The sequence below is a fragment of the Hansschlegelia quercus genome (assembly GCF_004310425.1).
Taxonomy (GTDB): domain Bacteria; phylum Pseudomonadota; class Alphaproteobacteria; order Rhizobiales; family Methylopilaceae; genus Methylopila; species Methylopila quercus.
The window spans coordinates 172,486-199,485 of record NZ_SIUB01000004.1; the positions used below are offsets into that span (position 1 = coordinate 172,486).

Sequence of the window (27,000 nt, forward strand, 5' to 3'; positions counted from 1 at the left end):
CGAAATCCTTGAGGTCAGACGCGCACGTCGAGGGCGGAGGTCGCGGAGCGCGAGCTGCGATAGACGGCGGCAGGGTCGGCCGTGACAAGGTCGTCGTCGGTCTCCGCCGTCGGATAGATTGGCGGGGCCGCCTGCTGCTGATCGCTGCGCTGCCCCCAGCCCTGCTGGCCGCCGTCGCGCAGTTCGAAGGAGAGGCCGCCGCCGTTCATCGTGAAGCCCGCCTGCTGCAGGTTCTTCGCGAGCTCCGAGGCGTCGTTGCGCAACATTGCGAGCGTCTCGGGACGATCGATCGTCAGCCGCGTGGCGACGCGACCGTCCTGGGAGATGTCCATGCGCACGTCGATGCGGCCGAGATCGGTCTCGTCGAGACGGACTTCGAGCCGGGTGCGGCGGGAGGCGTTCGCGACAGACTGCGCCGCAGCCGCGATGCCGGCGGCGACCGTCGCAGCCGCAGAGGTCGTCACGCCGCCCGTGGCCGCGCCCGAAATGGAACCGGACGCCCCGTCGGCTGCGACGCCGGTCTGGGCCTGCGCGAGCATGAAGCCGCCGGACGCTCCTTCGGAACGCGCGACGCCGGCCTGCGGCTGGGTCCCATCGCCGCTCTTGCCCTGATCGGCGCCGGATTGAGCCTGTTCGCCGCCGGCGCCGCGGTCATGGGCTTCCACGACAGTCTTCTGCGCCTGCACGGCGACCTGGGCCGCACGCTTTTCGGGGGCGGTCCGGTCGAGCGCCGGCTCGGTATCGGCGGCGGGCGCGGCCCCGGCCGCAGCGGCGGTCGTTGGCGCGGCGAGCGGCCGATCGGCGGCCGCCGTCGCAAGCGTCGCCTTCGCCTTGCCGTCAGTTGCGAGCGGGTCGGCCGTCGCATCGATCTTGGCTACGTCATCAGCGGCGATCGGCGCCCGCTCCGGGACGATGTTCGGCGTGACGGCTGGCGCCGCCGGCTCCGGCGTCGCGTTCGACACGATGGCAGGGGTCAGCGCCGCCGCAGGCTGCGGCGTCACGACGATGTCGACGGTCTCCCCGGTGGCGAGCGGGAGAACGCTCGCCGGGGCGGGCGTGGAGGGAGCCGCGGCGACGACCGCCGGCTTGGGCGCTTCGACCGCGGACGCTTCGACCGCGGACGCCGCGACCTTGAGCGCTTCCAGCTTGGGCGTCTCCATTTTTGACGCGTCGAGCTTGGACGCGGGGTCCTCGGCGTTCTGCGCGGCCGTCAAGGCGGCGGCAAAAGCCGGATCGGCCGGCGCGACCGTCGCCGCGCGGGCCGGAAGCTCGACGGGAGCGGCCGCGGTCGATGCCGCTTCCATGGCGGCGGTCATACCGCCGTCGGGGTCGGACGCCGGCGCGGGGACCGGCGTGTCGACCGTCAACGATTCCTCTGGCGGCGCTGCAGGCGCAATCGGGGTCGCGACGATCTGGGTCGCCGCGATCAGGGCGGCGGCTTGCGCCGCGGCGGCGGCCTGACGCTTGTCCTTGTCCTCATCGTTCTCCCGCACGGCGGCGCGGCCATCGTCCGGCGCGTCCTCGGAATCGCTCGACTTGCCCGATTTGGCGCTAGCCGGCGTGGGGGACGCGGACTGCGGTTCATCGCCCGTGACGTCGCCAAGAAGCGCGTCGAAACCGTCATCCGACGACGCCGAGCCGAGCGCGGGCGCGCGCGCCGCCGGGGCGGCGGCAGGCGTGCTGGTCGGCGCGGTCGTGGAAACGGCTGTCATCGGAACGTCCCGGGCGCGAATGGTCGCTCCCCGCCCAGCAGCAATCGTCGTGCCACGTAGGACCGCTCAATTCTCAAGCCGTGAGCGCTTGGCGAGCCCGGTCGAATGTTCCGGCATATGGAAAATTCTGCCGCTCTCCGACGGTCGACAGTTACCACTCAAGATAACCAATTATTCATGGATAGATTACGCGTCGTTAACCTTTCAACATCGTTCAAAACGCCGCTTTTCGCTTAGCCAAATGTTAAATGAGCGCGCGTAATCTCATGTGAAGGGTCAGACGTCGCGTGAGAGTATCGATGACCGAGATGCATCGTGGACGAACCAAATACGTGATCGGCCCGGACGGGAGTCCGCTCACGATCGCGGATCTGCCGCCGTCCGACACGAAACGTTGGGTCATCCGGCGCAAGGCGGAAGTCGTAGCCGCCGTGCGCGGCGGTCTGCTCAGTCTCGAAGAGGCCTGCCAGCGCTATACGCTAACGGTCGAAGAGTTCCTGTCGTGGCAGGCTTCGATCGACCGGCATGGCCTCGCCGGCTTGCGTACGACGCGTATCCAGCAATACCGGATCTGACGACGTTTCCTGAAGCTACGCCTTCCGAAAGCGCCGGCCCTCGTGGCCGGCGTTTTCGTTTTCGGCCGCCATTAATCCCGAGTTAACGCCGCGTTTACCATCTGCCGGGCAATTCTTGCCGGGCGCCGGTCCTGGGGGAGCGGCCGGAGGTCGGCGACTTTGGGCGGTCTGGTTCAGTTTCTGCGTTCATTCGGCGCCGGCCGGATCGCCGCCATGATCGCGGTGACGCTCGCGCTGATCGGATTCTTCGCCTTCGTCATGGTGCGCTTCACCGCGGTCGAGATGACGCCCCTCTTCACCGATCTCTCGCTCTCCGACAGCGCGGCGATCGTGAAGGAGCTCGACCAGCAGGCGATCCCTTACGAGCTGCGCCAGGACGGCGCCGGCATCCTGGTTCCTCGCGACAAGGCCGCGAAGATCAGGATGCAGATGGCCGAAAAGCGCCTGCCGTCGGGCGGCGGCGTCGGCTGGGAGATCTTCGACAAGGGCGACGGCTTCTCCTCGACCAGCTTCGTCCAGAACGTCAATCATCTGCGCGCGCTGGAGGGCGAGCTGTCGCGCTCCATCGCCTCGCTCGACCGCGTGGCCTCGGCCCGCGTCCACCTCGTCGTGCCGGAGCGCCCGCTGTTCTCGCGCGACGCGCCGCAGCCCTCCGCCTCGATCGTGATCCGCACCCGCGGCGAACTCGGGGCCGGCGAGGTGCGGGCGATTCGCCATCTCGTGGCCTCGGCCGTGCAGGGGCTGAAGCCGGAGAAGGTCTCCCTGGTCGACGACAGCGGCAAGCTGCTCGCCGACGGCGCCGATCTCGACCCGGCCGCCCAGGGCGACGACCAGACGACCACGCTCGAGAAGCGGCTGCGCGACCGGGTCGAGGCGATCGTCGGCCGGGTGGTAGGCTCCGATCGCGCCCGCGTCGAGGTGCGAGCGGACATCGACCGCACGAAGTCCACGTTGACCTCCGAGAATTACGACCCAGAGAGCAAGGTGGTCCGCTCCACCCAGACGCGCGAGGAGAGCTCGCAGTCGACCGAGCCCGCTGAGCAGGGCGCGACGGTCGCGAACCAGCTTCCGAACGCGAATGCGGCCCCCGCCGGCGCTCAGGGCGCGAAGGACGCCTCGAACAAGAACGAGGAGGTCGTGAACTATGAAATCTCCCGCACCACCCGCACCGAAGTGCTCGACGGCGGAAAGCTGAAGCGCATCTCGGTCGCTGTGCTGGTCGACGGCGTCTATAGCCACGCGCCGAACGGCGACGTCTCCTATGCCGCCCGCCCGCAGGAGGAGCTCGACCGGATCGCCGCCCTGGTGCGCGCCGGGGTCGGCTTCGACCAGGCGCGCGGCGATACGGTCGAGGTCGTCAATCTACGCTTCGCGGACGCGCCGAGCGCGCTCACGCCGGCGGCCGAGCCGGGCTTCTTCGAATTCGACCGCTCCGACATCATGCGCTTCGCGGAGCTCGGCGTGCTCGCTCTGCTCTCCTTGCTGGTCCTGCTCTTCGTGGTCCGGCCGCTGCTGCGCAAGGCGCTGTCGCCGGAGGCCCCTCCCCTGCTCGCGACCGCCGCTCAGAGCGAGCTTGTTCCGGCGCAACAGCCCGGCGTCGCCGGCGCGCCAGGGCAGCAGGTCGCGGCGCCGAGCCTCGTCCCCGAACCGACGCCGCTGTCCGATCCGGCGCAGACCGGCCGGCGGCTCGAGGCCGCCGAGATGGCCGGCCGCCTCAAGGCGGAATCGATCGACAAGGTCGGCGAGATGATCATGAACAACCCGACCGAGAGCGTCTCGATCATCCGCCAGTGGATGCAGGAGCCCGCCTGAGATGGCACGCCCCCCCGCAGCCACCATTGCAAACGGCCGCCGTCCAAGCGGAGTCGAACGCGCGGCGATGATGATGCTCATCCTCGGCGAGACCCACGGCGCCCCGATCTGGGAACTGCTCGACGACGACGAGATCCGCGAGCTCTCAGCCGCGATGGCGGCGCTCGGACCGGTCTCGATGACGGTCATCGAGAACCTGATGGTCGACTTCGTGTCTCGGCTGAGCGCGAACGGCGGGGTGATCGGCGACGTCGATTCGACCGAACGCCTGCTGGTCCAGTTCCTGCCGAAGGACCGCGTCGGCATGATCATGGAGGAAATCCGCGGACCGGCCGGCCGCACCATGTGGGAGAAGCTCTCCAACGTGCCGGAGGTCGCGCTCGCGAGCTATCTGAAGAACGAGTATCCCCAGACCGTCGCGGTGGTGCTGTCCAAGATCAAGCCGGAGCAGACCGCCAAGGTGCTCGCCATCCTTCCGGAGGAGTTCGCGCTCGACGTGGTGCGCCGCATGCTGGCGATGGAGAGCGTGCAGAAGGACATTCTCGAGCGCATCGAGCAGACGCTGCGTCATGAGCTGATGTCGAGCCTGTCTCAGACGTCGAAGCGCGACCCGCATGAAGCGATGGCGGAGATCTTCAACGCCTTCGACCGGCAGACCGAAACGCGCTTCCTCACCAAGCTCGACGAGGCCGCCAAGGAGAGCGCCGACCGCATCAAGCAGCTGATGTTCACCTTCGATGACCTCGGCAAGCTCGACTCCGCCGGCATTCAGACGCTGCTGCGCGATGCGCCGCGTGACAGGCTTGCGGTTGCGCTGAAGGGCGCGACATCGAGCATGCGCGATTTCATCCTCGAGAACATGTCGAGCCGCTCGGCGAAGATGATGCTCGACGACATCGAGAACATGGGACCGGTCCGTATGCGCGACGTCGACGAGTCGCAATCGGCGCTGGTCGCGCTCGCCAAGGACCTCGCCGCCCGCGGCCAGATCGCCATCGCCAAGAGCAAGGGGGAGGACGAGCTTGTCTACTGATCTCGTTGTCTCGCCGGCCGAGGAGCCACGCTCGTGAGCGCGCCTGTCCGCTTTCTGTTCGACCACGACTTCACCCGCCCCGCTTCCGCGAAGGCCGCCAGTCCGGAGACGCCCCCGGACGTTCCGCTCGCGGCTCACCAGGCGGCGATCGCGAAGGCCGAGGCCGACGGCTACCGCCGCGGAGAGGCCGACGGCAAGCGCGCGGCGCGCGAGGCCGACGCCGCGCGGATGACGGCCGCGATCGAGGCGCTCGGCGCTCGCCTTGCGCAAGCCTATGTCGAAGCCGAACGGCGCGTGATGGAGAACGAGCGCTCGGCCGTGGAGCTGGCTCTGGCCTTCGCCAGGAAGCTCTCCGGCGCAGCCGTCGCGCGCTTCCCGCTCGCCGAGATCGAGACTGCGGCGGAGGAGTGCTTCGCGGAGCTGCGTCTCGCCCCGCATGTGGCGGTGCGCGTCGCGCCCGACTTCGTGGAGCCGGTGCGCGCGGAACTGACCTCGATCGCCCAGATGCGGGGCTTCGCCGGCCGCCTGATCGTGCTCGGCGACCCCGAGATCGCTGAAGGCGACGCACGACTCGAATGGGCGGACGGCGGAGTGGTGCGCGACGCATCCACCGTCGCCGCGGCGCTCGATCGCGCGATCGAAAAGCGCTTCGGCGCGGACGTTGAAGGAGAGCCTGCGTGAGCGCGGACAAGACGGTTCCCCTGCCTGAGCTCGGCGGCGAGTCCGAGGTCGACCTCGTCGACCAGCCCTTGCAGCCCGGCGCGCCCGACCCCCGCACCGCCGCGGATCTCGAGGCGGTGTTCGACGTGCCCGTCTCCGTCTCGGCCATCCTCGGCCGCGCCAGGATCGAGGTGCGTCAGCTCATGGGGCTGAAGCCCGGCGCGATCGTGGAGCTCGACCGCAAGGTCGGCGAAGCGATCGACATCTACGTCAACGACCGGCTGGTCGCGCGCGGAGAAGTCGTGCTCGTCGAGGACAGGCTCGGCGTGACCATGACCGAAATCATCAAACCCGACCGGAATTGAGGAGAGCCCGATGCGCCTCACGATCGTCGGCCACCTCAAGGGCCAGCTCACCACCGCGACCCGCATCGCCATGAATCGCGGCGCGGCCGTCACCCACGCCGAAAGCGTCGATCAGGCGATGCGCACGCTGCGCGCCGGCCGCGGCGCCGACCTCATCATGGTCGACGTCGCGCTCGACGTGCGCGAACTCGTCGAAGCGCTGGGAGCGGAGCGGTTTCACGTTCCCGTGGTCGCCTGCGGCGTCGACAATGACGCGAAGGCCGCGGTCGACGCGATCCGCGCAGGGGCCAAGGAGTACATCCCGCTCCCGCCCGACCCCGAGCTCATCGCGGCGGTCCTTGCGGCGGTCGCCGACGACGCGCGCGACCTCGTCTTCCGCGACCCGTCGATGGTCTCCCTCGTCCAGCTTGCCACCCAGATCGCGGCGTCGCAGGCGAGCGTGATGATCACCGGCGAGAGCGGCTGCGGCAAGGAGGTGCTGGCCCGCCACGTCCATTCCAAGTCGCCCCGCGCGAACGCGCCGTTCATCTCGGTGAACTGCGCCGCGATCCCCGAACACCTGCTGGAAAGCGAGCTGTTCGGCCATGAGAAGGGCGCCTTCACCGGCGCGACCTCCCGGCGCATCGGCAAGTTCGAGGAGGCCTCGGGTGGCACGCTGCTGCTTGATGAGATCTCGGAGATGGACGTGCGCCTGCAGGCGAAGCTCCTGCGCGCGCTGCAGGAGCGGGTGATCGACCGCGTCGGCGGTTCGAGGCCCGTGCCCGTGGACATCCGCGTCATCGCGACCTCGAACCGCAATCTCAGCGAGGAGGTCCGCAAGGGCACGTTCCGCGAGGACCTGCTCTACCGCCTCAACGTCGTGAACCTGAAGATCCCGCCGCTGCGCGAGCGGCCGGCGGACGTCTATGAGCTCTCCGCCCATTTCGCGAAGAAATACGCGCTCGCGAACGGCATGCCGGTGCGCCCGCTTTCGGCGGAGGCGCGCATGGAGCTCGCCCGCGGCCGCTTCCCGGGCAACGTCCGCGAGCTCGAGAACACGATCCATCGCGCGGTCCTGCTGTCGACCGGGCCTGAGATCGGCGCCGAGGCGATCCGCAATCCGGACGGCGCGCCGCTCGGCTCCGGCCCGCGGGACACCGCGACGCGCGCGGCGGAAGCCGCGGAAAGCGTGACGCGCGGCTTCGTCGCCCGCTCGCTCGCCGACGTCGAGCGCGATCTGATCTTCGACACGCTCGGCCACACCCGCGGCAACCGGACCCATGCCGCGAACATCCTCGGCATCTCGATCCGTACGCTGCGGAACAAGCTCAACCAGTACGACGACGAGGGCTTCGCCGTGCCGCCGCCGCCGAGCGGAGTGGCGGCGGCCTGAGCCGCTATCGAGCGCTGGAGGCCAAGCGTCAGCTCGGCAGTGGCTCGCCGACCACGCGGTTGCGGCCCGCCCGCTTGGCTTCGTAGAGCCGCTCATCGGCGCGCTGCAGCAAGCCGCGCAGTTCGCCCGCGCCATAGGTCGAGGTCGCGACCCCGATGCTCACCGTCGCGGGCTTGCCGTCATCCGCCCGCACCTCCGCCTCGACGGCGAAGCGCAGCCTGTTCGACAGCGCCATCGCCTCCTCATGCGCGAGGTCGCGGAAGATCAGCACGAACTCCTCGCCGCCATAGCGGAAGATCCTGTCGCCCGCGCGCACATGGCTCCCGAGAGCCCCGGCCACCCGGCGCAGCACTTCGTCGCCCGCGGCATGACCGAGTCGGTCGTTCACTGACTTGAAGTGGTCGATATCTGCGATGGCGATGGTGACGGGTCGCCCGTCGGGCGCCGGGCGCGCCACCCAGTCCCTGCAAGCCTCCTCGAAGGCGGCGCGGTTAGCGACCGCCGTCAGTTCGTCCGTCAGCGCCCGCTTCAGCAGGTCCTCGTAGCGGTTGCGGTAGGTCAGCGTCTGGAAGACGTCGCTCAGCTTCTGCGGCGCGCGGCTCTCCCTGTCGGGCTCGGCGAAGCGCAGATAGATCCAGATAAACACGCTGTAGACCGCGGCCGCGCCGAGCTTCGCGACCCAGCCGCCGGTGAGCGCCGAGAACGGCACGCCGCTCGTCCACTTGAGCACGGGGAAGAAAGCGAGCTGGTCGAAAGTCAGGACGATCGCGGCGCTGACAAAGGCCGCGGCGACGGCGTTGCGCTTGAACAGCCTGGATGTCCGCTCATAGAGCAGGATCAGCGCGATGCAGTCGATGAACAGCAGCAGCGTCCCCCAGACCATGAGGATGCCCATGTCGTCGACGAAACCGAGATTCGGCGCGTCGGCGGGCGACTGCAGCACCGGCGTGTGCAGCCGCAGGATCAGCGCGAGCACGACGAGCAGGATGTTGCCGATGAACAGCCCGTAGATCGGCTGCCGCACCACCGCCGCGTCTTCGCGGATGTAGAGCAATAGAAACATCATAAGCTTGCCGGAGAACAGCACGGTCGAGCCCGGCGACAGCAGCCCGAACGGCAGCTCGATGAAGAACACCGCGGCGAGATAGGTCTCGAGGAAGTGCATGACGCCGAGGGCGCAGACGAAGAGACCGACGCCGAACCGGCGCCGCGCTCTGAGGAGAGCGGACATCACGCCGAAATAGACGACCGCCTGAAGCAGGAGCAGCGCGACGCCGACCATTTCCCAAGGCCTCTCCTGCACGAGGCCCCGTTGCCCGCGGCAGTCGAGATCGCCCGATTTCCCAGCCAGCACAATAGGTAAGCTGGTATCGAATCACACTTCGCTAACGCTGTGCCGCGGCAGACACACGCCCAATCGCCAGTGACCAGGCTCTCCCGCCGCACCTATCATGCGTCGCGAAGCAATTGATCCCACCCGAAGGAGCCTTCATGGCCGATCTCCGCCTGCGCCGCAGCGTGCTCTACATGCCCGGCTCCAACCTGCGCGCGCTCGACAAGGCGCGGACGCTCGCCGCCGACGCGCTGATCCTCGACCTCGAGGACGCGGTCGCGCCCGAGGCGAAGGCGCTCGCCCGCGAGCAGGTCTGCAAGGCGGTGAAGGACGGCGGCTACGGCCATCGCGAGCTCGTCATCCGCGTGAACGCGCCGCAGACGCCGTGGGGCGAGGACGACCTCCACGCCGCGATCGAGGCGCGGCCGGACGCGATCCTGATGCCGAAGGTCTCCTCGCCGGCCGTGCTCGAGAACGTGGCGAACCGGCTCGAGGCGCTGGCCGCGCCCGAGGGCATCGCGATCTGGGCGATGATCGAGACGCCGGCGTCGATCCTCAACATCCGCGAGGTGGCGGCGGCGCGCCGCACCGTTCCCGGCTCGCGGCTGACCTGCCTCGTGCTCGGCACCAACGACCTCGCCAAGGACACCTGGGCCCAGCTCGTGAAGGGACGCGCGCCGATGATGCCCTGGATCATGTTCGCGCTCGCCGCCGCCCGCGCCGAGGGTCTGACGATCCTCGACGGCGTGTTCAACGATCTCGACGACATCGAGGGCTGCCGGGAGGAATGCCGGCAGTCCCGCGACCTCGGCTTCGACGGCAAGACGATCATCCACCCGAACCAGATCGAGCCCGCCAACACCTGCTTCGCGCCTGCGCTTGAAGAGGTCGAGCGCGCCCGCAAGGTGATCGCGGCGTTCGACCTGCCGGAGAACGCGCGCCGCGGGGCCATCCGGGTGGAAGGCCGGATGTATGAGCGCCAGCACATCGGCATGGCCCGCCGCGCGGTCGTTTGGCACGAGGCGATTTCCGCGCGGGACGCCGGCTGAGCGCCAGCGCCTTTTTGGTCAGCTTTTCACCACCGGTACTTCACGCCGGCGTAGAGCGCGCGGCCTGAGCCGGGCTCGTAGAGCAAGGGTCCGTTCGGCAAGAGAGCCGTGGGGGCCGCTTGGTTCGTGACGCTGACGCTCGCGATATACTTTTTGTCGGCGAGGTTGCGGGCTTCGACATAGGCGGAGAACGGCCCGCCCGCGTCATAGCCGGCCTTCAGGCCGAGCAGCGCGTAGGCCTTGGTCTTCTGCGTGTTCTCGCTGTCGACGAAGTAGGCCTGCGGCACCCACTCCACATTCGGACCGGCGTAGAAGCCGAGCGGATGCTTGTAAAGCAGCTCCGCGCGCAGGAAGTGCCGCGGCGCGCCGGGCAGCTTGTTGTTCCCGAACTCGGCGTCGTCGTCGAAGCGGAAGTCGCTGAAGGTGTAGGCGAGGTTCAGCCAGAGCCGGTCCGGCGTCTCGCCTTTGACGACCAGGCCCTTCAGCACAGCGGCGCCAAAGCCGAGTTCGACGCCCTGGTGGATGGTCTTGTCGAGATTGACGACCGTGCAGGCCCCGCTGCCGACGCCTGTGTCGTTGCAGAGCAGTTCGTCGCGGATTCGGGCGCGATAGACCGCCGCGTCCCAGGTGAGGTCCTCCGTCCGACCGCGCGTTCCGATTTCCGCCGTCCAGGCCTTCTGGGGCTTCGCGAGTTCGGCGCCCGCAAAACTGTTCTCGCCGAAGCTCGGGACCTCGACGGAGCGCGAGAGGTTGGCGAACACGGTCGCGCCCGGCGCGACGTCCCAGAGCACGCCGAGCTTCGGGCTCGCGAGCGTCTCGGTCGTGTCTCCAGAAGCGTCGCCGTTGCTCAGGAACCGATCCTCCTGCTTGCGCGTGGCGCGCAGAACCTGGAGGCCTGTGACCAGCCCGACCGACGGCACGACGTAGAAGGTGTTCTCAGCATAGGCCGAGAGATTGGTCGAGCGCTGGTCGGCGTCGAAGATCAGCGAGCCTTTGTCAGGCTCGGCCGCCTTGTATTGCTTGGCGTCCGTCGTTCCGTTGTGAAGGTTCACCCCCGCGACGAGCCGGTTCGCATGGCCCGCGATCTCGCGCTCGTCGGTCGCGCGGACGAAGCCGCCGTAATCGAGATACTCGTAGTCGAGCCTCGCGAAGATCGGATGGTCCAGCTTCCGGTCGAGCACGAAGGCCCCGAAGTCGAAGGACGTCGTCTCGCTCGCTCGCCACGTTGTCTTGTTGGCGAACCGCACCGTCTCGATGTTGCGCTCGTAATCCAGCCTGAGGTTGGCGGCCGCCGCTCCTCTCGGATCATGCAGCGCCTCATCCCGCGTCACCGCCCCGGGGATGTTCTGGTGGACGTCGTTTGCGTTGAGGTAGAAGCGCGTCTCGACATCCTCGGAAAGCCGCCAGCCGACATTGCCGCTCATCCGCGCGGCCGTGCCGTCACTGTGGTTGCGGAAGCCGTCGGCCGCGGACCATGAGCCGGTGATGAAGTAGTCGGCGTTTCCGTACGCGCCGCCCGAGCTCGCCTGAAGGCGGTAGGAGCCGAACGAGCCGACATCGATCCCGACCTGGGCCGGGCTTGCGTCCGCGTCGCGGCCCGTCGCCGTCACGAAGTTGATCGCGCCGCCCAGCGCGTTCGCGCCGAAGCGCAGCGCGTTCGCGCCCTTGTAGACCTCGATCATCCGGTAGGCGGAAGGGTCGATCTCCTGGAAGTCGCCATAGCCGTCCGCGGTGTTGATCGGGATCCCGTCCATGTAGAGCTGGACGCCGCGCAGATGCGAGTTGCGCGACAGGCCCGAGCCGCGGATCGAGAGCCTGGTGTCGTCGCCCCATTTCGGCTGCGCGAAAACGCCGGGCACATAGTCGAGCACGTCCTTGATCGTGCGAGCGGGCGTCGTGCGCTTGTAATCCTCGGCGTCGATCACCTCGACTGCGCCCGGTGTGCGCTCGATCTCGGCGCGGCGGGCGGCGATCGGCGGAGCGGTGAGGCTGGGTTCGGCGGACGAAGCGCCCTCCCCCTGGACGACGATTTCTTCGAGATGTTCGGCCGAGACGGCGGACGCGGAAAGGCAGGCGAGCGCGAGGCCCGCGGCGAGACGTGACGGTGACATGGATTAAGTCCGGAAAGCAGGCGTGGTCGGCCCGGCGTAAGACGCGCCGGATGCTCAAGCGCGACAGCGGCTCGAACGCGCGCAGGCGCGCGCCTTCTAGCGCTCTCGCGCCAGGCGTCAGCCGATGGCGGGCGGAGCTCGCGGCGCTCCCAGGACATGCGCGACTTCGACCGGCGAAGCCAGCTCGTCGTCAGGCCACGCAAGCGCCGGAACCGGGTCCGGCGCATAGACGAAGGCGAAGACGTCAGGCTCTTGCGGCGTTGCGACGGCCGCGCCGAGGCAACCCAGCAAACAGCAGGAGCGATGCCCGCCATCGTCTTGGGGCGTATCGCCGTCGCCGACGTGAGACAGGCAGATCACACCGAGCCCGTCGTCCATCGCGATTTCGGAGGCGGACGCGAATCCGCCGATCGCCGCCTGCAGGATCAGCAGGTAGCCGGCGAGAACGATCCCGATCAGCCTGACGATGTTTGAGCGACGGCGCGCCATTCTTCCCCCGAAGACGGCTTCGACTAGCACGATCGACGGAAATACGAAAAGCGCGAACCGTCGCGGCGACGTCCGGCGGCGAAGCGCGGCGGCCCGCCGAATGATCCAATCCGGGCAAGCGACGTTAAGCCTCAAAACGCGGATTTCCGCTCAGGAGACTGCCGAATGAAACCCATGCCAGGTTTACGCGCTGGCCTCGTCGCTCTTGCGGCCCTGACCGCCACCAGCGCGATGGCCGCACGTCCCTTCGCGCCCGCCATGAACTGCCAGGCGCTGACGAACCTGATCGAGCGAAACGGCGCGGTGGTGCTCAGCACGAGCCGCACGACCTATGACCGCTACGTCGTCGACCGACGTTTCTGCGAGCGGACGGAGATCACGAAGCCCGCCTGGATCGTGTCCTCCGACAACGACCAGTGCTTCATCGGATATACCTGCAAAGAGCGCGTCCGGGACGATCTCTACTGACGCCTAAAGCGGCCGGCGCAGGCGTAGAAGGCGGGCCCGAAATAAGATCCCAGGTCCTCGTTCATTTACGACTGACGTAAGCGTCTCGAGACGCCAGCCGAGGCGTGGGGGCCATTCAGGCGGCGGATTTTGCGAGGCTGATGGGCGCTTTCGAGCCCGACCGTACGTCGTGCATGCCGAAGCTCCTCTCGCGGCCGGCGCTCTGTTCGGCGAGCACCTTGCCGGTCATTCCGGCGACGCGCTCAAGATCGCCTGGGCTGCAGCTTCCTGCGATCGCCAGGCCGAGCGGCCTCAGATGCGCCCGGCTGTAGCAATGCAAAGCAAGACGCGCCCGGACGTGGTTCGGCAGCGTGCGGGCGAGATCGACGGCCACCTCCGCCTTCGACCGGTAAAGGACCATCAGGACGTCCGCCGGGATCGGGCACTCTTCCCCAGCCTCGATGCTTGCGACGTCCATCATTGAGTACCTCCGCCATGAAGGCTCATCGATGGACGCAGACGTCCTAACGATCGGTTAACCATGCCGACGGATCGGGAGGTTGTCGGAGCTAGATCATTGGAAGATGACGCGGCTTCGGTCCGACGGGAAACGCCGCATCGATGCGCTCGAACTGCGCGGACGTGAGCCGCAGGTCGCCCGCCGCGGCGTTGTCGAGCGCGTGAGCCGTGCTCGACGCTTTCGGAATCGCCACGACCGACGGCCGCCGCGTCAGCGCCGCCAGCGCTACCTGCCGCGGCGTGGCGCCCGCCTCGGCCGCGATCTCCGCAAGGACTTGGCCGCCAGCCCCGTTCGAGCTCGGAAAGTCGCCGCTGCCGAACGGACTATAGGCGACCACGGTCACGCTATGCGCCTCGCACCACGGGATGACGGCGTGGTCGATGGCGCGCTCCTCCAGATGGTAGAGCACCTGATTGCAGGCGATCCGCCCTTCGCCTGCGATCGCCAGCGCCTCCTCCAGATCGGCGACGTCGAAATTGCTGACGCCCCAGGACAGGATCTTGCCGTCTGCGCGCAACGTCTCGAACGCGTCGATCGTCTCGGCGAGCGGGGTAGAGCCGCGCCAGTGCAGGAGGTAGCAGTCCAACCGATCGGTATTGAGGCGCGCGAGGCTCCGCTCGCAGGCTGCGATCGTGCGGGCCTTGGACGCGTTCTGCGGCAGGACTTTCGAGACGAGGAAAACCTCGTCCCTGCGGCCGGCGACCGCCTCCGCGACGAGCGGCTCGGCCTCGCCATACATCTCGGCGGTGTCGACATGCGTCATCCCGGCGTCGAGGCCGCGGCGCAGGGCCTCGAGCGCTCCAGCGCGGCGGTCCTCATCAAGCCGCCATGTGCCCTGACCGATGACAGGAACCGTGACGCCAAGCGATCCGAAAGTCGTCGTGCGCATGTTCAACTTTCAATCATTGCCCGCAGCCCGCCAAGCGGCGCATCGCCGCGCTGTTAGCGGGTAACAAGAAATCGGAATGACTCTCCAGCGCCCTCGCTGGCGCTTCGAGCCCCCCGAATACTGGGCCGTGGAGCGTAGGGCGGTATGGCTTCGTCCGCCAATCCGCAGCCGCTACCGGCGGATCAGGATGACGCCGGCGACGAGAAGCGCGATCCCGATCATGCGCGGCGGATCGATGGCCCGTTGGGCGAGACCCAGCACGCCGAAATGGTCGAAGGCGACGGAGGTCAGCATCTGCCCCGCGACCAGCAACGCGATGAAGGTCGCGGCCCCGAGTTGAGGGACGATCCAGATCGCGAGCACGATATAGACGGCGCCGAACGCGCCTCCCGTCCATGTCCACCATGGCGCGCGCGCCATGAACGCCGCCGAGGGGATAGGCTCCCTGGCGACCGCCACGAACAGCGCCATGCAGAGCAGCCCGCCCACATAGCTCACCATGCCGGCCCAGGCGGCCGAGCCGAGGTCGGAGCGCAGATCGGAGTTCAGGACCTGCTGGATGACGAGGCTGACGCCAGCCGCCATGGCGAGCGATGCAGGGACCAGCAGGTTCAGCATGGGGTTCTCTGGGAAGGCGAAGCGCGCCGCCTGATCTTACATCGCCGCCCCGCAGGCTGCGCCCCGCCGTGCTGGAAATCTGCAGCTCAGAAAAAAAGAGGGCCTCCGGAATGACCGGAAGGCCCTCTTTTCAAAATGGTGCGCCCGACAGGGATCGAACCTGTGACCCCTACCATGTCAAGGTAGTGCTCTCCCGCTGAGCTACGAGCGCATGGATGTTCGGGAAACCCGAACGTCCTGAATTCGCTCCGGAGGGTGCGGGACATCCGCCGGACAGGTGGGCGGCTATATCGGATCGTCCGACGGCTGGCAAGCCGCCGAGATCACGCCGCCAGGAGCTTGTCGACTTCGGACACCAGCTCGCGCAGATGGAAGGGCTTCGACAGGATCTTCGCGTCTTTGGGCGTCTGCGAGTCCGGGTTCAGCGCGACCGCCGCAAAGCCGGTGATGAACATGACCTTGATGTCGGGGTCGAGCTGGGTCGCGCGCCGCGCGAGCTCGATGCCGTCCATCTCGGGCATCACGATGTCGGTGAGCAGCAGCTCGAACGGCTCTTCCCGCAGGCGGTGGTAGGCAGACAGGCCGTTGTCGAACGACACCACTGTGTGGCCCGCGTTTTCGAGCGCGCGGACCAAGAAGCGACGCATGTCGTCGTCGTCTTCGGCGAGGAGTATCTTGGATGTCGGGATGACGGACAAGGCAGGCTCTGGAGGTTCGCTGGGGCTGCGTCTGAGACAATTCCATAAGCCGCCGGTTAGGTAAACAGGTGGTTTACCTGTCGCTTGCGATGGACAGCCTGCGCTCGCTACGCAACAATCCTGCGCTCCAGCGCCGCCCCATCGAGCGGCCTGCGGAAGGCGCGGATTTGGACGGCAACGACATCATAGAGGACGCCTTCGAGGTCGCCGAGCCGACGGGCTCGCCGGCGCCGGCGACGTTCAACTCCCCGCATTCCGGCGCGCGCTACGCCCCCGAATTCCTCGCCTCCTCTAGGCTCGGCGCCCGTGCGCTGCGTCGCTCGGAGGACGCGTTCGTCGACGAGCTGTTTTCGACCGCGCCCGAACACGGCGCGCCGCTGATGCGGGCGCATTTCCCGCGCGCCTTCCTCGACGTGAACCGCGAGCCCTACGAACTCGACCCCCGGATGTTCGAGGGCCGGCTGCCGCCTTTCGCGAACACCCGCTCGCTGCGGGTCGCAGGCGGCCTCGGCACGATCGCGCGGATCGTCGGCGAGTCGCAGGAGATCTATGCCGGTCGCCTGCCCGTCGCCGAAGCGCTCGACAGGATCGAGACGATCTACAAGCCGTATCACCGCACATTGCGGCGGCTGATCACGCGCGCCCATCGCCTGCACGGGGTGGCGGCGCTGTTCGACTGCCATTCGATGCCCTCGATCGGGCTCGCGCGCGACGAGCGGCCGCGCGCCGACATCGTGCTCGGCGATCGCTACGGATCGAGCTGCGCGCCCGAACTCGTCGACCTCGCCGAGCAGACGCTGCGCGACCTCGGCTTCGCGGTGGTGCGCAATCGGCCTTACGCCGGAGGGTACATCACCGAGCATTACGGCGCGCCGGCGAGCGGCTTCCACGCGCTGCAGATCGAGGTGAACCGCGCGCTTTATATGGACGAGGCGAAGCACGAGAAGATCGCCGGCTTCGCAGACGTCAAACGCGCGCTGTCGTCCTTCATCGCTGAGATCGCCGAGGCGCCCTTCGTCGGCTACGGCGGACCGAGCCAGCTCGCCGCTGAATGAGCGGCACGCCGCCTTAGCCTATCGTCTCATAGGCTTGCTGTTGCAATGAGCGACGTCTGGGATCACATTCCCCGCGCCTAGACGAAAGACGAAAAAAAGGGGCCGCCCGCAAAAGCGAACGGCCCTTAAGTCTAGGGAGGAAACGCCCAAGGAGGGCTGGCGGCGGTGCGATCGAGATCGCAATGCCGCGCTGCAAAAAGATGCGGCCGCGCCGCACAAAACGCAAGCCTAAATCGAGTTAATCGCCGGATGCGACTGCCTGTCGCATAGTCCGGCGAATTTTTTGCCTTCGCCTCAAGTCCGGGTTAACGGCCTGTACGCCAGCCCCGGCGTCGCGTCGCCGCGGCGCTCGCCCAACCAGGAGACCGAGGCATGACGGCCGTTGATTTCTCAGCCTTTGTCGACCGTCTGGCGACCGCGTCGGGCGACGCCATCCTGCCCTTCTTCCGCACCTCGCTCGGCGTCGAAGACAAGAGCCGCGGCGAGTTGTTCGACCCGGTGACCGCGGCTGACCGGGCGGGCGAGCAAGTCATGCGCCGGTTGATCCGCGAGACCTTTCCGGGACATGGAATTATCGGCGAGGAATTCGGCGACGAGGATCGCGACGCCGAATTCGTCTGGGTGCTCGACCCCATCGACGGCACGCGCTCGTTCATCCTCGGCATGCCGATCTGGGGGACGCTGATCGGCCTGCTGCGCGGCGGCAAACCCTGTTTCGGGCTGATGCACCAGCCCTTCATCGGCGAGCGTTTCTCGAGCGACGGCGCGAGCGCAATCTGGCGCGGCCGGAGCGGCGAACGCCATCTGCGCACGCGGGCCTGCTCCAGCCTGTCGGACGCCATGCTGATGTCGACCTCGCCGACGATGTTCACCGGCGCGGAAGCCGAAGCGTTCAACGGCGTCTCCGCCGAGACGAAGCTGACCCGCTGGAGCGCGGACTGCTACGCCTACGCGATGCTTGCGGCCGGCCATGTCGACCTCGTCGTCGAGGCGGACCTTAAGCCGTTCGACATCGTGGCGCTGATCCCGATCGTCGAAGGCGCCGGTGGGGTCGTCACGACCTGGGAAGGAGGTCCGGCGACCGACGGCGGGCGTATCGTGGCTGCGGGCGACCGCCGTATACACGAGGCGGCGCTGGAGCGGCTCGCCAAGGGCTGAACCGGGCAAGATGATCAGGCGGATCGCGCAGGACTATTTCAGCTTCTCCGGCCGGCTGCCGCGCGGGGCCTATTGGTTGCGCTCGGTCGTCAGCGGTCTGATCGGCGCCGTGCTCGCGGGGCTTGCCGCCCTGGTTCAGCCTGTCGGTCTCGCGATCGTCCTGCCATTGGCGACGCTCGCCTTCGTCGGCTCGCTCGTGATCGCCGCCTCGCTGGTCGTCCGCCGCTTCCACGATCTCGGCCGGCGCGGCTGGGCCGGCCTCGCTGTCGTCATGCTCGCGGGGGTGGCGTCTTATGCCGGGCAATACGGCCTCGCGCCCTGGGCGGCGTCAGTCTTCGCGGCTGTCGTGAGCCTCGCTTTGTTCGTCTATCTCGGCTTCGTCCGCGGCACGAAAGGCGACAACGCCTACGGCCCGGACCCGCTCGGCTGACGGGCGCAAACCGCCCGCTCGGCGAGCGGGCGGTTGCTGGTTTCAGTCTCTAAAAGTAATGCGCCCGCTCAGCGCCTTCATAGCGGCCGCTCTTAAGGCAGCACGCCTTGAAGCGCTTGCCCGAGTTGCATGGGCAAGGATCGTTTCGGCCGAGCTTCTCCAAAGGTCCACGTGGCCGTGCACGATCCGGAGTCCGCGTTTGACGCGGGTCTCGGACGGGAAAGGATTTACGCCGCTTGCTCGTGCGCTCGAAAGCACGGCAGGTCGTCGTCGCGCGTGCGTTTATTCGTCATCGTCGCCTCCGGTCGCGGGGATTGCGGGCCTGACAGCCCGCCCACTCATACTGGAACGGCGTCAAACCAGCGAATCGTCACCTCACGCCTGCCCCATCGCGGGTTTCGCCGCAGGCCGTCGCGGCGTGCGGGCCTTCTCGGACCTCGATGGCCGCCGCTCTGTCGCTCCCGCGAGCTGCCGGCCGAGGTCGTTGCGATGGCGCGGCAGCGCCTCCGGATGCTCGACGTTCAGCCAGGCGATCATTTTCTCGCGCACCTCGCAGCGAAGATCCCACGCCTTGGGCGAGGTTCCGGAGGAGACCAACAGGCGGACTTCGATCGTGAACTCCTTGGCGTCGGAGACCTGCAGGTTCACCACCTGCCCGTCCCAGAGCGCGGATTCCTTCACGAACTCCTCAAGCTTCGCCCGCATGGCCGGGATCGGCGCGGAATGATCGCAGTAGATCATCACCGTCCCGATGATCGAGGCTCCATCACGGGTCCAGTTCTGGAACGGATGCTCGATGAAGTACTTCAACGGCAGCACGAGGCGGCGCCAGTCCCAGAGCCGCACGACCACATAGGTCGAGGTGATCTCCTCGACCCAGCCCCACTCGCCCTCGACGACGATGGCGTCCTCGAGCCGGATCGGCTGGGTGATGGCGAGCTGGATGCCGGCGGCGAGGTTCGCCAGCACCGGCTGCATCGCGAGGCCGAGAATGAGGCCCGCGGCGCCGGCGGACGCGAGCAGGCTGACGCCGTACTGACGCACGCCGTCGAAGGTCATCAGGGCGGCGCCGAGCGTGAGGGTGATGGCGAGCGTGACGCCGGCGCGCTTCAGAATGGAGATCTGCGTCGCATGCTTGCGCGCGAGCAGATTGTCCTCGGCGTCGAGCTTGAAACGCCGCATGTAGACGACGGTCCAGATGTGCAGCGCCGTGATGGCGGTCCATCCGACGAGGACCATGAAGGCGATGAGCAGGCCGTGCCGCGCCGCGTCCGAGACCGCTGGCGGCAATGGCGCGGCGGCCGTCGCGATGCTGACCGTCAGGATAAGGAGCGCGAGCCGCGAAGGTCCCTGCGTGCGCTGGACGAGCGAGCGCCAGAACAGCGAACGGTTCGCGACCGCTCTCTGCAGCCGCCGGAATAGCGCGCCATGGGCGAGCAGCACGATCGCGACGGCGCCCGCGAACAGCAAGGCAGAGACCGCCCAATCCGGCAGCCAATCCAGCCGGTTTGCGCCCTGTTCGACGACGGTGACGATTTCCTCCATGCGCGACTTACCCCTTTAGTCGAGCCAGACTGGAGAACAACTGCCGGAGCAAAGGGTTCCCGCACTTGCGAAGACGGTTTCATGACAGGCATGGGAAGTGCGGCGTTCGCCAAGACTCCGGCCCGCATACGAGACGCGGCTTAGACCAGCGTCGCGCGCAACGCTTCGCCGGCAGCGCGGCCGCTGTCGAACGCGGCCTCCACGCGAGGCCCGAGGCAGTAATCTCCGCAGAAGGCGAGCCTGGCGTCCGCGTCGAAGACGCAGGCGACGCCGAGAGCCTGCTCCACCCGCGCATAGAGCCAGCGATGAGCGTCGACGTGAGTCGGCTCGCCAAGCGCCGGATGGCGCGCCTTCAGCGCCATGAGCAGAGCGGCCGCGACGGCGCCCTTCGGGGTCTCCAGATGGCTCTGCGACCAGTCCGCTCCGGCATGGACCGCGATCGTCGCGGCCTCCCCTCGCCCCGGCTTGCCGCCGTCATGCGCCACCCAGGCGAGCGGGCCATCCTCCTCGCGGGCGACCTCCGGCATGCCGGACAGGCTTTCGAAGGCGAACAGGCCGGCGAGGCAGGGCGCATAGGTGGCGCCGAGCAGCGGATCCGCCACGGGATGGCCTTCGAACAGCTCGAGCGCCTGCGGCGCCGGGATCGCCACGACAAGCGCGTCGAAGCGGCCGAGAAAGCTGTCGTCGTCGGCGCCCAGCCGCCAGCCGTCGTCCGACAAAGAGGCCGCCGCGACGGTCACTCCGCTCAGGATGTCCAGCCCTTTGGCGAGCGGCGCGACAAGCCCGCTCATGCCGGGCGCGCCGACATAGACAGGCCGGCCGTCGCCCGCAGCGGCCTCCATTGCCGGCCAGCGCGCGATCGCGCCCGCTTGTTCGGCCTCTTCGAGATAGAATCGGAACGTCTCGCCCTCGGCGCGGACATATTGCGCGCCGTGGTCAAAGCCGCCGAAGTCCGAGCGGCGATGTGCGAGCCTGCCGCCGATCGCCCTGCCCTTGTCGAAGACGCGCACGGCGCAGCCGGCGTCGGCGAGCACGCGCGCCGCGGCAAGACCAGCAATGCCTGCGCCGACGATCGCGACGCGGGGTGTCGCCATCTTCAGGCTTCCGGCAGCGCGACAATCCCGGCTTCGCCATCCTCCGTGCCGAAGGCGAGGCGCGCGCCGACCGCGTCCCAGGCGAGCGCGGTGACAGGGCCGCCCGGGATGGCGGGGCGGGCAAGAATCTCGGCGCCGTCGGAGAGGCGAGCGATCAGGATGCAGCCGTCCTCATAGCCGAGCGCGACGACAGGCGCCTTGGGATGGCTCGCGACATGGCTCACGCGCGCTGGCCGGACGCCGATCTCCTTCGGCGCCTTGCCCATCGGTCCATCCTTCGACTGGAACGGCCAGACGATGGCGGCGTCCGCGCCGGAGGTCGCGAGCTGCTGGCCGTCGCCGGTCCAGTCGATGGAGCGGACCTTGCCGGGATAGCCCGACATCCGCATGTGCTGGCCGTCGGACACGCGCCAACCGTGCAGCGCGGGCTCCTGCATCGTGGTGACGACGAAGCGTCCGTCTGGCGAGAACGTCACGCCGATATGCGAGCCCTTCCAGGCGAGCTCCTTGGGAGCGGCATCCAGCCTTGGGAACCACAGCGACACGCCGCCATAGCGGGCGATCGCGAGTTGATAGCCTTTCGGCGCAAAGGCGAGCCCGCGGGCGGCGCTTGGCGCTTCCAGGGTCCGCACGGCGCCCTTGCCGTCGCGCGCGAATACCTGCTTGCCCGACGACCATGCGAGCGACCCGTCCGGCCCGATCGCCAGCGCGTCGATCCAGCCGCTTTTCGCCTCCCCGACCGGCTCGGGCGTGTGGCCCGCGGCGAACTTCAGCACCTTGCCGTCGGCGCCGCCGGTGAGCAGGACGCCCTTGGCGACCGACGCGACGAGCAAGCCCCCGTCATGCGCCGGCACGCGCAGCTCTCCGCCCTCATCCACGAACAGAACCTCGCCGTCGCCCAGCGCGAACACGGCGGCGTTCCCAAGGAAGGTCGTGGCGATGACGTAGGAGCCGGCCTCGATCGCGGTCGTGCGGTCGACGAGCGAGGGATAGCCGGCTTCAGTGGTCATGGACATCGGTTGGCGCTCAGTCGGAAGCGAGCTTCAGGATTTCTACGCCGCGCAGGCCTCGAACTCACGCCGCAGCTTCGGCTCGTCGAGCTCCTTGCCGATGAAGACGAGCTTGGAGCTCCGCTTCTCGTCCGGCTTCCATTCGCGCTGGAGATCGCCGTCCAGGATCATGTGCACGCCCTGGAAGACGAAGCGGCGCGGCTCGTCCTTGAAGGACAGGATGCCCTTCCAGCGCAGGAAGTGCTGCCCCTCGGTTTGCGCAAGGTCATTCACCCAAGGCATGAACTTCGCAGGATCGACGTCGCCGGGAATCTCGAGAGCAACCGACTGCATGTCCTCGTCGTGATAGTGCTTCAACCCGCCGTGGCTGTGCTCGCCATGGCCATGGTCATGGTGCTCGTGGCCGTGGTCTTCGCTCGCCGCGTGGTCGTGGCCGCAGCCGCAATCCGGCCCGTGCTCATGATCGTGGCCATGATGATGGTGGTGGCCGTGATCGTGGTCATGGTCGTGCTCGTCCGCCTCCAGGAAGGCCGGCTCGAGCGCCAGGATGCGGTCGAGGTCGAACGCGCCCTTGTCGAGCACGGCGTCGAGCGGCACGTCGCACTTCGTCGTGCGAATGACGCGGGCGTAGGGGTTGATGGCGCGGATGCGGCCCTCGACCTCGGCGAGCTCGTCCTTCGAGACCAGATCCGCCTTGTTGAGCAGGATGACGTCGGCGAAGGCGATCTGGTTCTTGGCCTCGGGCGCGTCCTTCAGGCGTTCGGTCAGCCACTTGGCGTCAGCCACCGTCACCACCGCGTCGAGGCGCGCCTTACGGCCGACCTCCTCGTCAATGAAGAAGGTCTGCGCCACCGGCGCGGGGTCGGCGAGGCCGGTCGTCTCGACGATGATAGCGTCGAACTTCCCCTTGCGCTTCATCAGGCCTTCGAGGATGCGGATCAGGTCGCCGCGCACGGTGCAGCAGATGCAGCCGTTGTTCATCTCGAAGACTTCTTCGTCGGCGCCGACGACGAGGTCGTTGTCGATGCCGATCTCGCCGAACTCGTTGACGATCACGGCGTATTTCTTGCCATGCGGCTCGGAGAGGATGCGGTTCAGGAGCGTCGTCTTGCCGGCGCCGAGATAGCCGGTGAGGACGGTGACAGGCGTCTTGTCCGACGACTGGGGATCGAGCATGGAAAGCCTCCGGAGGGCTGCGCCCGCGTTAGGCGGCGAGGCGGGAATTCCGGCCTGATATAACGATGGCCCTCGCGTTCGTCATCCCGCCGCGATTCCGGAGCGTTACCGCAATGGCGCAAAAACAAAGGCCCGGGCGGAGCCGATCCGCGCCGGGCCTCTCGATATCGGGTGCGCTGCGTCTCAGGCGACGCCTTCAACCCCGGTGCCGCCAGCGTCCGGTCGGCCGATGTGGTGCTGCGCGTAGAGCTGTTCGCCGAGCTTGGCCACGAGGTCGAGCTGGGTTTCGAGGAAGTCGATGTGGCCTTCCTCGTCGGTCATCAGGCTCTCGAACAGGATCTTGCTCGGGAGGTCGCCGATCTCCTGGCAATATTTCGCGGCTTCCTGGTAAAGCGCGCGGGCGTCGAGCTCCGCTGCGAGGTCACACTCAAGGACCTCCTTCACGCTCTGCCCGATGCGCAGCGGATCGAGCACCTGCATGTTGGGGAAGCCTTCGAGGAAGATCAGCCGGGTGACGAACCGGTCGGCATGGTTCATCTCCTCGATCGATTCCTTGCGCCACTGATGCGCGAGGTCCTTGTAGCCCCAGTCGTCCAGCATGCGGTAATGCAGCCAGTACTGGTTGATTGCCGTCAGCTCGGAGCGGAGCCCGCGGTTCAGATAGTCGATAACCTTCGCGTCGCCCTTCATGGCGCTCCTCCTTCAAGCCGTTGCCGGCCACTTCGAGTAGTCTAGAAGCGTTCTAAACTACTGGGCGGAGGGGCGCAAGAGCGCGCTTTCGCGTCCTAAAAACCCGTAATTGGCGGAATTTAGCGGTTCAAGGCCGCGAGTTCGACCACGTCACCGACGATGTCGAGAACCGGGCCCGTGCCCACCGTGACCGCGGGGCACGCCGCAGGACAGGCGCCGCAAGCATGCGGCTCGGTCTGGTCGAGGCCGCGGATGTCGGCGAGCATCGCCTTGATCGTGCGGGCGCAGCGGCCGCATTGCGGGCTGCATCCTAGGCAGCGATACACCTGACCCGGCGTTTGCGGCTTTGCGGATTCGTCGCCGATCGTCGCGCGAATCTGCACGTCGCTCAATACGTTGCAGGAACAAACGATCATGGAGGCTGCCAGCCCGGACGCTTGTGACTTCGAACTGTAGTTTTGAAAAGGTCTAAACTACTGGTCCCGCTAGGTAATTTCATATGATTGCAGATCATGGCGAGTCAAGCGGGCGCGATCGCGAGCAAAATCTGCAAGCGCTGAGAATGGCTTAAATCTGGTCTTTCGGAGCCGCGGAGGGTCCGCTCGATAGCGACAGCGGTTTTTCTAGACCGCCATCGCGCGATTGGCTGGAAAGGTGAGCTCGACGACGGTTCCTTCGCCGGGCTCGCTGTGGATCTCGAAGCTTGCGTCGTTCGCCTCAGCGAGCGCCTTCACGATCGGCAAATCGAGGCTGCCGTCCCCGTCTCCCAGCGGCCGGAACGGCTCGAGCGCAAGGGCGATCTGCCGGCGCGACATGCCGGCGCCGGAATCCCGCACCCGAATCACCGCCTGTCCGAGATCGCCGACGCTGGTCGCGACGATCACCTGCCCCCCCGCCTTCGAATTCCTGACCGCGTTCGCGATCAGGTTCGACAGCATCTGTCGGACGGAGCGCTGGTCGGCGCTCGGCTGCGGCAGGCCGCGGGCGAGCGAGGTGCGGATGATGACGTGGTCGCGATTGGCCTGCGGCTGCATGAGCGCCGCCGCCTGGCTCGCGATGTCGTTCAGGTCCACCGGCGCGAGGTCGAGCTTCGCCCCGCCGCTCTCGACGTTCGCGAGATCGACCAGATCGTCCACAAGCCCGACGAGGTGGCGGCCCGCGAGTCTGATGTCGCGCAGATAGTCCTTGTAGCGCGGCGAGCCGATCGGCCCGAAGCGCTCCTCCTCCATGACCTCGGCGAAGCCGATCATGGCGTTCAGCGGCGTGCGGATCTCGCGGCCGACGCGCGTGAGGAAGTCGGACTTCTGCGCGCTCGTCCGCTCGGCCTGGCGGCGGGCGGCAAGCAGTTGCTCCTCCGCTTTCTTCCAGGGCGTGATGTCACGCAGGACCGCGCAATAGCGCGCATCGCCATCGCCGATCCGGCCGATCGTCAGGAAGAGCGGAATCGCCCCGCCGTCGCGCGAAAGCCCGAGCACCTCGCAGCCGTGGTTCATCAGCGCGCCGACGCCTTCGGTCTTGAGCCCGTCGAGATAATCGAGCGCCGCACGGCGGCTTTCGGGCGCGAAGGACAGCGTGAACAGGCTGCCGATCACCTCGCGCGCCTCGAAGCCGAACAGCGCCTCCATGCTGCGATTGACCGAGACGATCCGTCCGACTGAATCGAGCGTCATCACGCCGTCGGTCGCGGTGTCGAGGATATCGGTGATCTCGCCTTCGCGACGGATCGCGGCGACCGCCGCCGCGTTTGGCGCCTCGACGCGCTTCAGCGACACGAGCGTCGCGGGACGCCCACGCCAGAACACGGCGACCAGACGCGCCTCGACCTCCACGTCGCCCGCTCCCGACGCGAGGCGGAGCGAGGCGGGGCCGGCGCCGCCGCGCGGCTCGGCGAAGATCCGCTGGGGACCGCGCCCGACGAGCTCCTCGAGATCGGGCGCGCCCGTCATCTCCAGGGCCGCCCGGTTGGCGTAGACCAGCGCGCCGCCGCTCAGCACCAGAACGCCGAGCGCAAGCCGGTCGATGAGCCGCATCGCCTCTTGAACGGACGGCCGCGCGCCGTCGTCCTCGGCCGGGCCTGCGGGCTCCGGCGCGAGGTCGTCGGGTTCCTCGACATGCGTGCGGAAGCCGCTGAGCCGGCGGGCGATCTCGTCGAACGCGCTCTCCTCGACGGCCGAGAGCGTGAGGGTCGACCGCATGTCCGCGTGATCGCGCAACGGCACGACGTTGCCGGACAGCGCATCCCGCGGCTCCGCGGCGGAGAAGATCGCGGGCAGTTCCTCCACCGGCGGGATCCAGACCGGCTGCTCCGGCTCCGCGTCGATGGTTTCGGCGGCTGCTTCGGGCGCCGAAGTTTGGAAGCTCTCCGGCTCCGGCCCGGCCGCCTCAGGCTCCGCGAACTCGTCGCCGGTGGGCTCCTCGTCCGCCTCGGTCTCGCGCACCTGATCCGGCTCGCCGACCGGAGAGCCGTCGTCCGGAGCGAAAGCCGCCCGGCCAAGGCCCCGGAAACCGACGAAGACCTCGCCATTGTCGAAGATCGGAAGCGCCGAGAGCAGCAGACGAACCGAGCCATCCGCGGCCGGCCAGTCGACCGCGACGTCGCTCCAGCCTTTGCGGCTTTCCAGGCAGGAGGCGATAACCCCCTCCGGGTCGAGCCCGAGTTCGCCCTCGATCTCAACCCAGTTCTGGCCAAGCAAATCCTTCGCGCTTTCGCCGACGGCCTCGGCGAGATCGGGCGACAGGAAGGCGAGCCGACGCTCGGAATCGATCTCGAAGATGAAACGTAGATGCTCGACCGGGAGCAGCAGCCGCGCGGGCTTGGCGGGCGGCGCCGCGGGCTCTTCGGCGACGGAGGCGGGACCAGCCTCCGCCTGAGTCTCAGCCTCACTCGTCTGCTCATCGACCGGCTGGATCAGGATGCATGGAGCGCCGTCGAAATCGAGCGCGCTCGTGCGGAAGATGCGCGCGGTCTTCTCTGTCCCGACCCGCAGGCGCGCGAGGCCTTCCGAGCCCGACGCGCCGACCCGGGCGACTGCCGCCCGCGACGCAGGCGCGAGCCCGCCCGGCGCGTCGAGAGCGCGCCCGGCCTCGTTCGCCCAGACGATGGCGCCTTGGCGATCGACCACGATCGCGGGTGCCGCAGCGCTCTCGAGCCCCGTCAAG

27 protein-coding genes and 1 tRNA gene are annotated in these 27,000 nt (G+C 67.9%); 11 read left to right on the forward strand and 17 right to left on the reverse strand.

Annotated features, from left to right (window positions below; translation table 11 throughout):
* Positions 1–14: 14 nt before the first annotated feature.
* Positions 15–1,712 carry a flagellar hook-length control protein FliK gene (gene fliK / locus EYR15_RS10220; RefSeq protein ID WP_131003444.1) on the reverse strand — a complete coding sequence of 566 codons (1,698 nt, stop codon included), beginning with the start codon at positions 1,710–1,712 and terminating at the stop codon, positions 15–17.
* A 299-nt stretch (positions 1,713–2,011) separates the two neighbouring features.
* Here fliK and sciP point away from each other — a divergent pair, with 299 nt between their 5' ends.
* The 6 genes from sciP (at position 2,012) to flbD (ending at position 7,529) form a co-directional block, all read left to right on the forward strand.
* Positions 2,012–2,287 (forward strand): CtrA inhibitor SciP, encoded by a 276-nt coding sequence (sciP, locus tag EYR15_RS10225; RefSeq protein WP_131003445.1) that lies wholly within the window; start codon positions 2,012–2,014, stop codon positions 2,285–2,287.
* Positions 2,288–2,446: 159 nt separating this feature from the next.
* Entirely contained in the window at positions 2,447–4,099 is a 1,653-nt protein-coding gene (gene fliF / locus EYR15_RS10230; protein ID WP_131003446.1) for a flagellar basal-body MS-ring/collar protein FliF, read from the forward strand.
* Position 4,100: 1 nt separating this feature from the next.
* Complete coding sequence (gene fliG / locus EYR15_RS10235; protein WP_131003447.1) at positions 4,101–5,132, forward strand: flagellar motor switch protein FliG; 1,032 nt, start codon at positions 4,101–4,103, stop codon at positions 5,130–5,132.
* A gap of 33 nt (positions 5,133–5,165) precedes the next feature.
* Positions 5,166–5,813, forward strand: a complete 648-nt coding sequence (locus EYR15_RS10240; protein WP_131003448.1) for a FliH/SctL family protein — start codon at positions 5,166–5,168, stop codon at positions 5,811–5,813.
* Positions 5,810–6,157: a flagellar motor switch protein FliN gene (fliN, locus tag EYR15_RS10245; RefSeq protein ID WP_131003449.1), complete on the forward strand. Its 348-nt coding sequence runs from the start codon at positions 5,810–5,812 to the stop codon at positions 6,155–6,157. Before EYR15_RS10240 ends, fliN begins: the two co-directional genes overlap by 4 nt.
* Positions 6,158–6,167: 10 nt before the next feature.
* The gene (flbD, locus tag EYR15_RS10250) at positions 6,168–7,529 is read left to right on the forward strand and encodes a sigma-54-dependent transcriptional regulator FlbD (protein WP_131003450.1); all 1,362 of its coding nucleotides are present in this window, start codon (positions 6,168–6,170) and stop codon (positions 7,527–7,529) included.
* A 28-nt stretch (positions 7,530–7,557) separates the two neighbouring features.
* On the opposite strand, the gene EYR15_RS10255 is transcribed toward flbD, so the two are convergent.
* The gene (locus tag EYR15_RS10255; protein ID WP_131003451.1) at positions 7,558–8,811 is read right to left on the reverse strand and encodes a GGDEF domain-containing protein; all 1,254 of its coding nucleotides are present in this window, start codon (positions 8,809–8,811) and stop codon (positions 7,558–7,560) included.
* Between the two features lie 209 nt (positions 8,812–9,020).
* Here EYR15_RS10255 and EYR15_RS10260 point away from each other — a divergent pair, with 209 nt between their 5' ends.
* Positions 9,021–9,911 (forward strand): HpcH/HpaI aldolase/citrate lyase family protein, encoded by an 891-nt coding sequence (locus tag EYR15_RS10260; protein WP_131003452.1) that lies wholly within the window; start codon positions 9,021–9,023, stop codon positions 9,909–9,911.
* 26 nt (positions 9,912–9,937) lie between these two features.
* Here EYR15_RS10260 and EYR15_RS10265 read toward each other — a convergent pair whose 3' ends face one another.
* Together EYR15_RS10265 and EYR15_RS10270 are read right to left on the reverse strand one after the other, a co-directional pair.
* Positions 9,938–12,022, reverse strand: coding sequence for a TonB-dependent receptor family protein (locus EYR15_RS10265; RefSeq protein WP_131003453.1), 2,085 nt, complete (start codon positions 12,020–12,022; stop codon positions 9,938–9,940).
* Between the two features lie 117 nt (positions 12,023–12,139).
* Positions 12,140–12,511, reverse strand: coding sequence for a hypothetical protein (locus EYR15_RS10270; protein WP_131003454.1), 372 nt, complete (start codon positions 12,509–12,511; stop codon positions 12,140–12,142).
* A gap of 165 nt (positions 12,512–12,676) precedes the next feature.
* Here EYR15_RS10270 and EYR15_RS10275 point away from each other — a divergent pair, with 165 nt between their 5' ends.
* A complete protein-coding gene (locus EYR15_RS10275) occupies positions 12,677–12,979 on the forward strand; it encodes a hypothetical protein (protein WP_245498243.1) in 303 nt (100 codons plus the stop codon).
* A gap of 115 nt (positions 12,980–13,094) precedes the next feature.
* On the opposite strand, the gene EYR15_RS10280 is transcribed toward EYR15_RS10275, so the two are convergent.
* The 5 genes from EYR15_RS10280 to cpdR all read right to left on the reverse strand — a co-directional run bounded on the left by EYR15_RS10280 (position 13,095) and on the right by cpdR (position 15,674).
* Positions 13,095–13,439, reverse strand: coding sequence for a hypothetical protein (locus EYR15_RS10280; RefSeq protein WP_131003455.1), 345 nt, complete (start codon positions 13,437–13,439; stop codon positions 13,095–13,097).
* 88 nt (positions 13,440–13,527) lie between these two features.
* Positions 13,528–14,367, reverse strand: coding sequence for an aldo/keto reductase (locus EYR15_RS10285; RefSeq protein WP_131003456.1), 840 nt, complete (start codon positions 14,365–14,367; stop codon positions 13,528–13,530).
* 171 nt (positions 14,368–14,538) lie between these two features.
* Positions 14,539–14,985 carry a DMT family transporter gene (locus tag EYR15_RS10290; RefSeq protein ID WP_131003457.1) on the reverse strand — a complete coding sequence of 149 codons (447 nt, stop codon included), beginning with the start codon at positions 14,983–14,985 and terminating at the stop codon, positions 14,539–14,541.
* A 136-nt stretch (positions 14,986–15,121) separates the two neighbouring features.
* Positions 15,122–15,196, reverse strand: a tRNA-Val gene (locus EYR15_RS10295).
* Between the two features lie 112 nt (positions 15,197–15,308).
* Complete coding sequence (gene cpdR / locus EYR15_RS10300) at positions 15,309–15,674, reverse strand: cell cycle two-component system response regulator CpdR (protein WP_131003591.1); 366 nt, start codon at positions 15,672–15,674, stop codon at positions 15,309–15,311.
* A 77-nt stretch (positions 15,675–15,751) separates the two neighbouring features.
* On the opposite strand from cpdR, the gene EYR15_RS10305 reads away from it, so the two are divergent.
* From EYR15_RS10305 to EYR15_RS10315, 3 genes are all read left to right on the forward strand, one after another.
* A complete protein-coding gene (locus EYR15_RS10305) occupies positions 15,752–16,738 on the forward strand; it encodes an N-formylglutamate amidohydrolase (RefSeq protein ID WP_245498245.1) in 987 nt (328 codons plus the stop codon).
* Between the two features lie 372 nt (positions 16,739–17,110).
* Complete coding sequence (gene hisN / locus EYR15_RS10310) at positions 17,111–17,896, forward strand: histidinol-phosphatase (RefSeq protein ID WP_131003458.1); 786 nt, start codon at positions 17,111–17,113, stop codon at positions 17,894–17,896.
* Between the two features lie 10 nt (positions 17,897–17,906).
* Complete coding sequence (locus EYR15_RS10315; RefSeq protein ID WP_131003459.1) at positions 17,907–18,326, forward strand: DUF805 domain-containing protein; 420 nt, start codon at positions 17,907–17,909, stop codon at positions 18,324–18,326.
* A 49-nt stretch (positions 18,327–18,375) separates the two neighbouring features.
* On the opposite strand, the gene EYR15_RS17325 is transcribed toward EYR15_RS10315, so the two are convergent.
* From EYR15_RS17325 to EYR15_RS10355, 8 genes are all read right to left on the reverse strand, one after another.
* Complete coding sequence (locus EYR15_RS17325; RefSeq protein WP_342635541.1) at positions 18,376–18,489, reverse strand: SEC-C metal-binding domain-containing protein; 114 nt, start codon at positions 18,487–18,489, stop codon at positions 18,376–18,378.
* 212 nt (positions 18,490–18,701) lie between these two features.
* On the reverse strand, positions 18,702–19,871 hold the full coding sequence (locus EYR15_RS10325) for a mechanosensitive ion channel family protein (RefSeq protein ID WP_131003460.1): 1,170 nt from the start codon (positions 19,869–19,871) through the stop codon (positions 18,702–18,704).
* A 140-nt stretch (positions 19,872–20,011) separates the two neighbouring features.
* Positions 20,012–20,965: an NAD(P)/FAD-dependent oxidoreductase gene (locus EYR15_RS10330; protein ID WP_131003461.1), complete on the reverse strand. Its 954-nt coding sequence runs from the start codon at positions 20,963–20,965 to the stop codon at positions 20,012–20,014.
* 2 nt (positions 20,966–20,967) lie between these two features.
* Positions 20,968–21,975, reverse strand: a complete 1,008-nt coding sequence (locus EYR15_RS10335; protein ID WP_131003593.1) for a WD40 repeat domain-containing protein — start codon at positions 21,973–21,975, stop codon at positions 20,968–20,970.
* Between the two features lie 42 nt (positions 21,976–22,017).
* The gene (locus EYR15_RS10340) at positions 22,018–23,151 is read right to left on the reverse strand and encodes a CobW family GTP-binding protein (protein ID WP_131003462.1); all 1,134 of its coding nucleotides are present in this window, start codon (positions 23,149–23,151) and stop codon (positions 22,018–22,020) included.
* A gap of 183 nt (positions 23,152–23,334) precedes the next feature.
* Positions 23,335–23,841: a bacterioferritin gene (bfr, locus tag EYR15_RS10345; protein WP_131003463.1), complete on the reverse strand. Its 507-nt coding sequence runs from the start codon at positions 23,839–23,841 to the stop codon at positions 23,335–23,337.
* Positions 23,842–23,960: 119 nt separating this feature from the next.
* Positions 23,961–24,257: a (2Fe-2S)-binding protein gene (locus tag EYR15_RS10350; RefSeq protein ID WP_131003464.1), complete on the reverse strand. Its 297-nt coding sequence runs from the start codon at positions 24,255–24,257 to the stop codon at positions 23,961–23,963.
* A 207-nt stretch (positions 24,258–24,464) separates the two neighbouring features.
* Complete coding sequence (locus tag EYR15_RS10355) at positions 24,465–26,999, reverse strand: sensor histidine kinase (RefSeq protein WP_165455470.1); 2,535 nt, start codon at positions 26,997–26,999, stop codon at positions 24,465–24,467.
* Position 27,000: the final 1 nt, after the last annotated feature.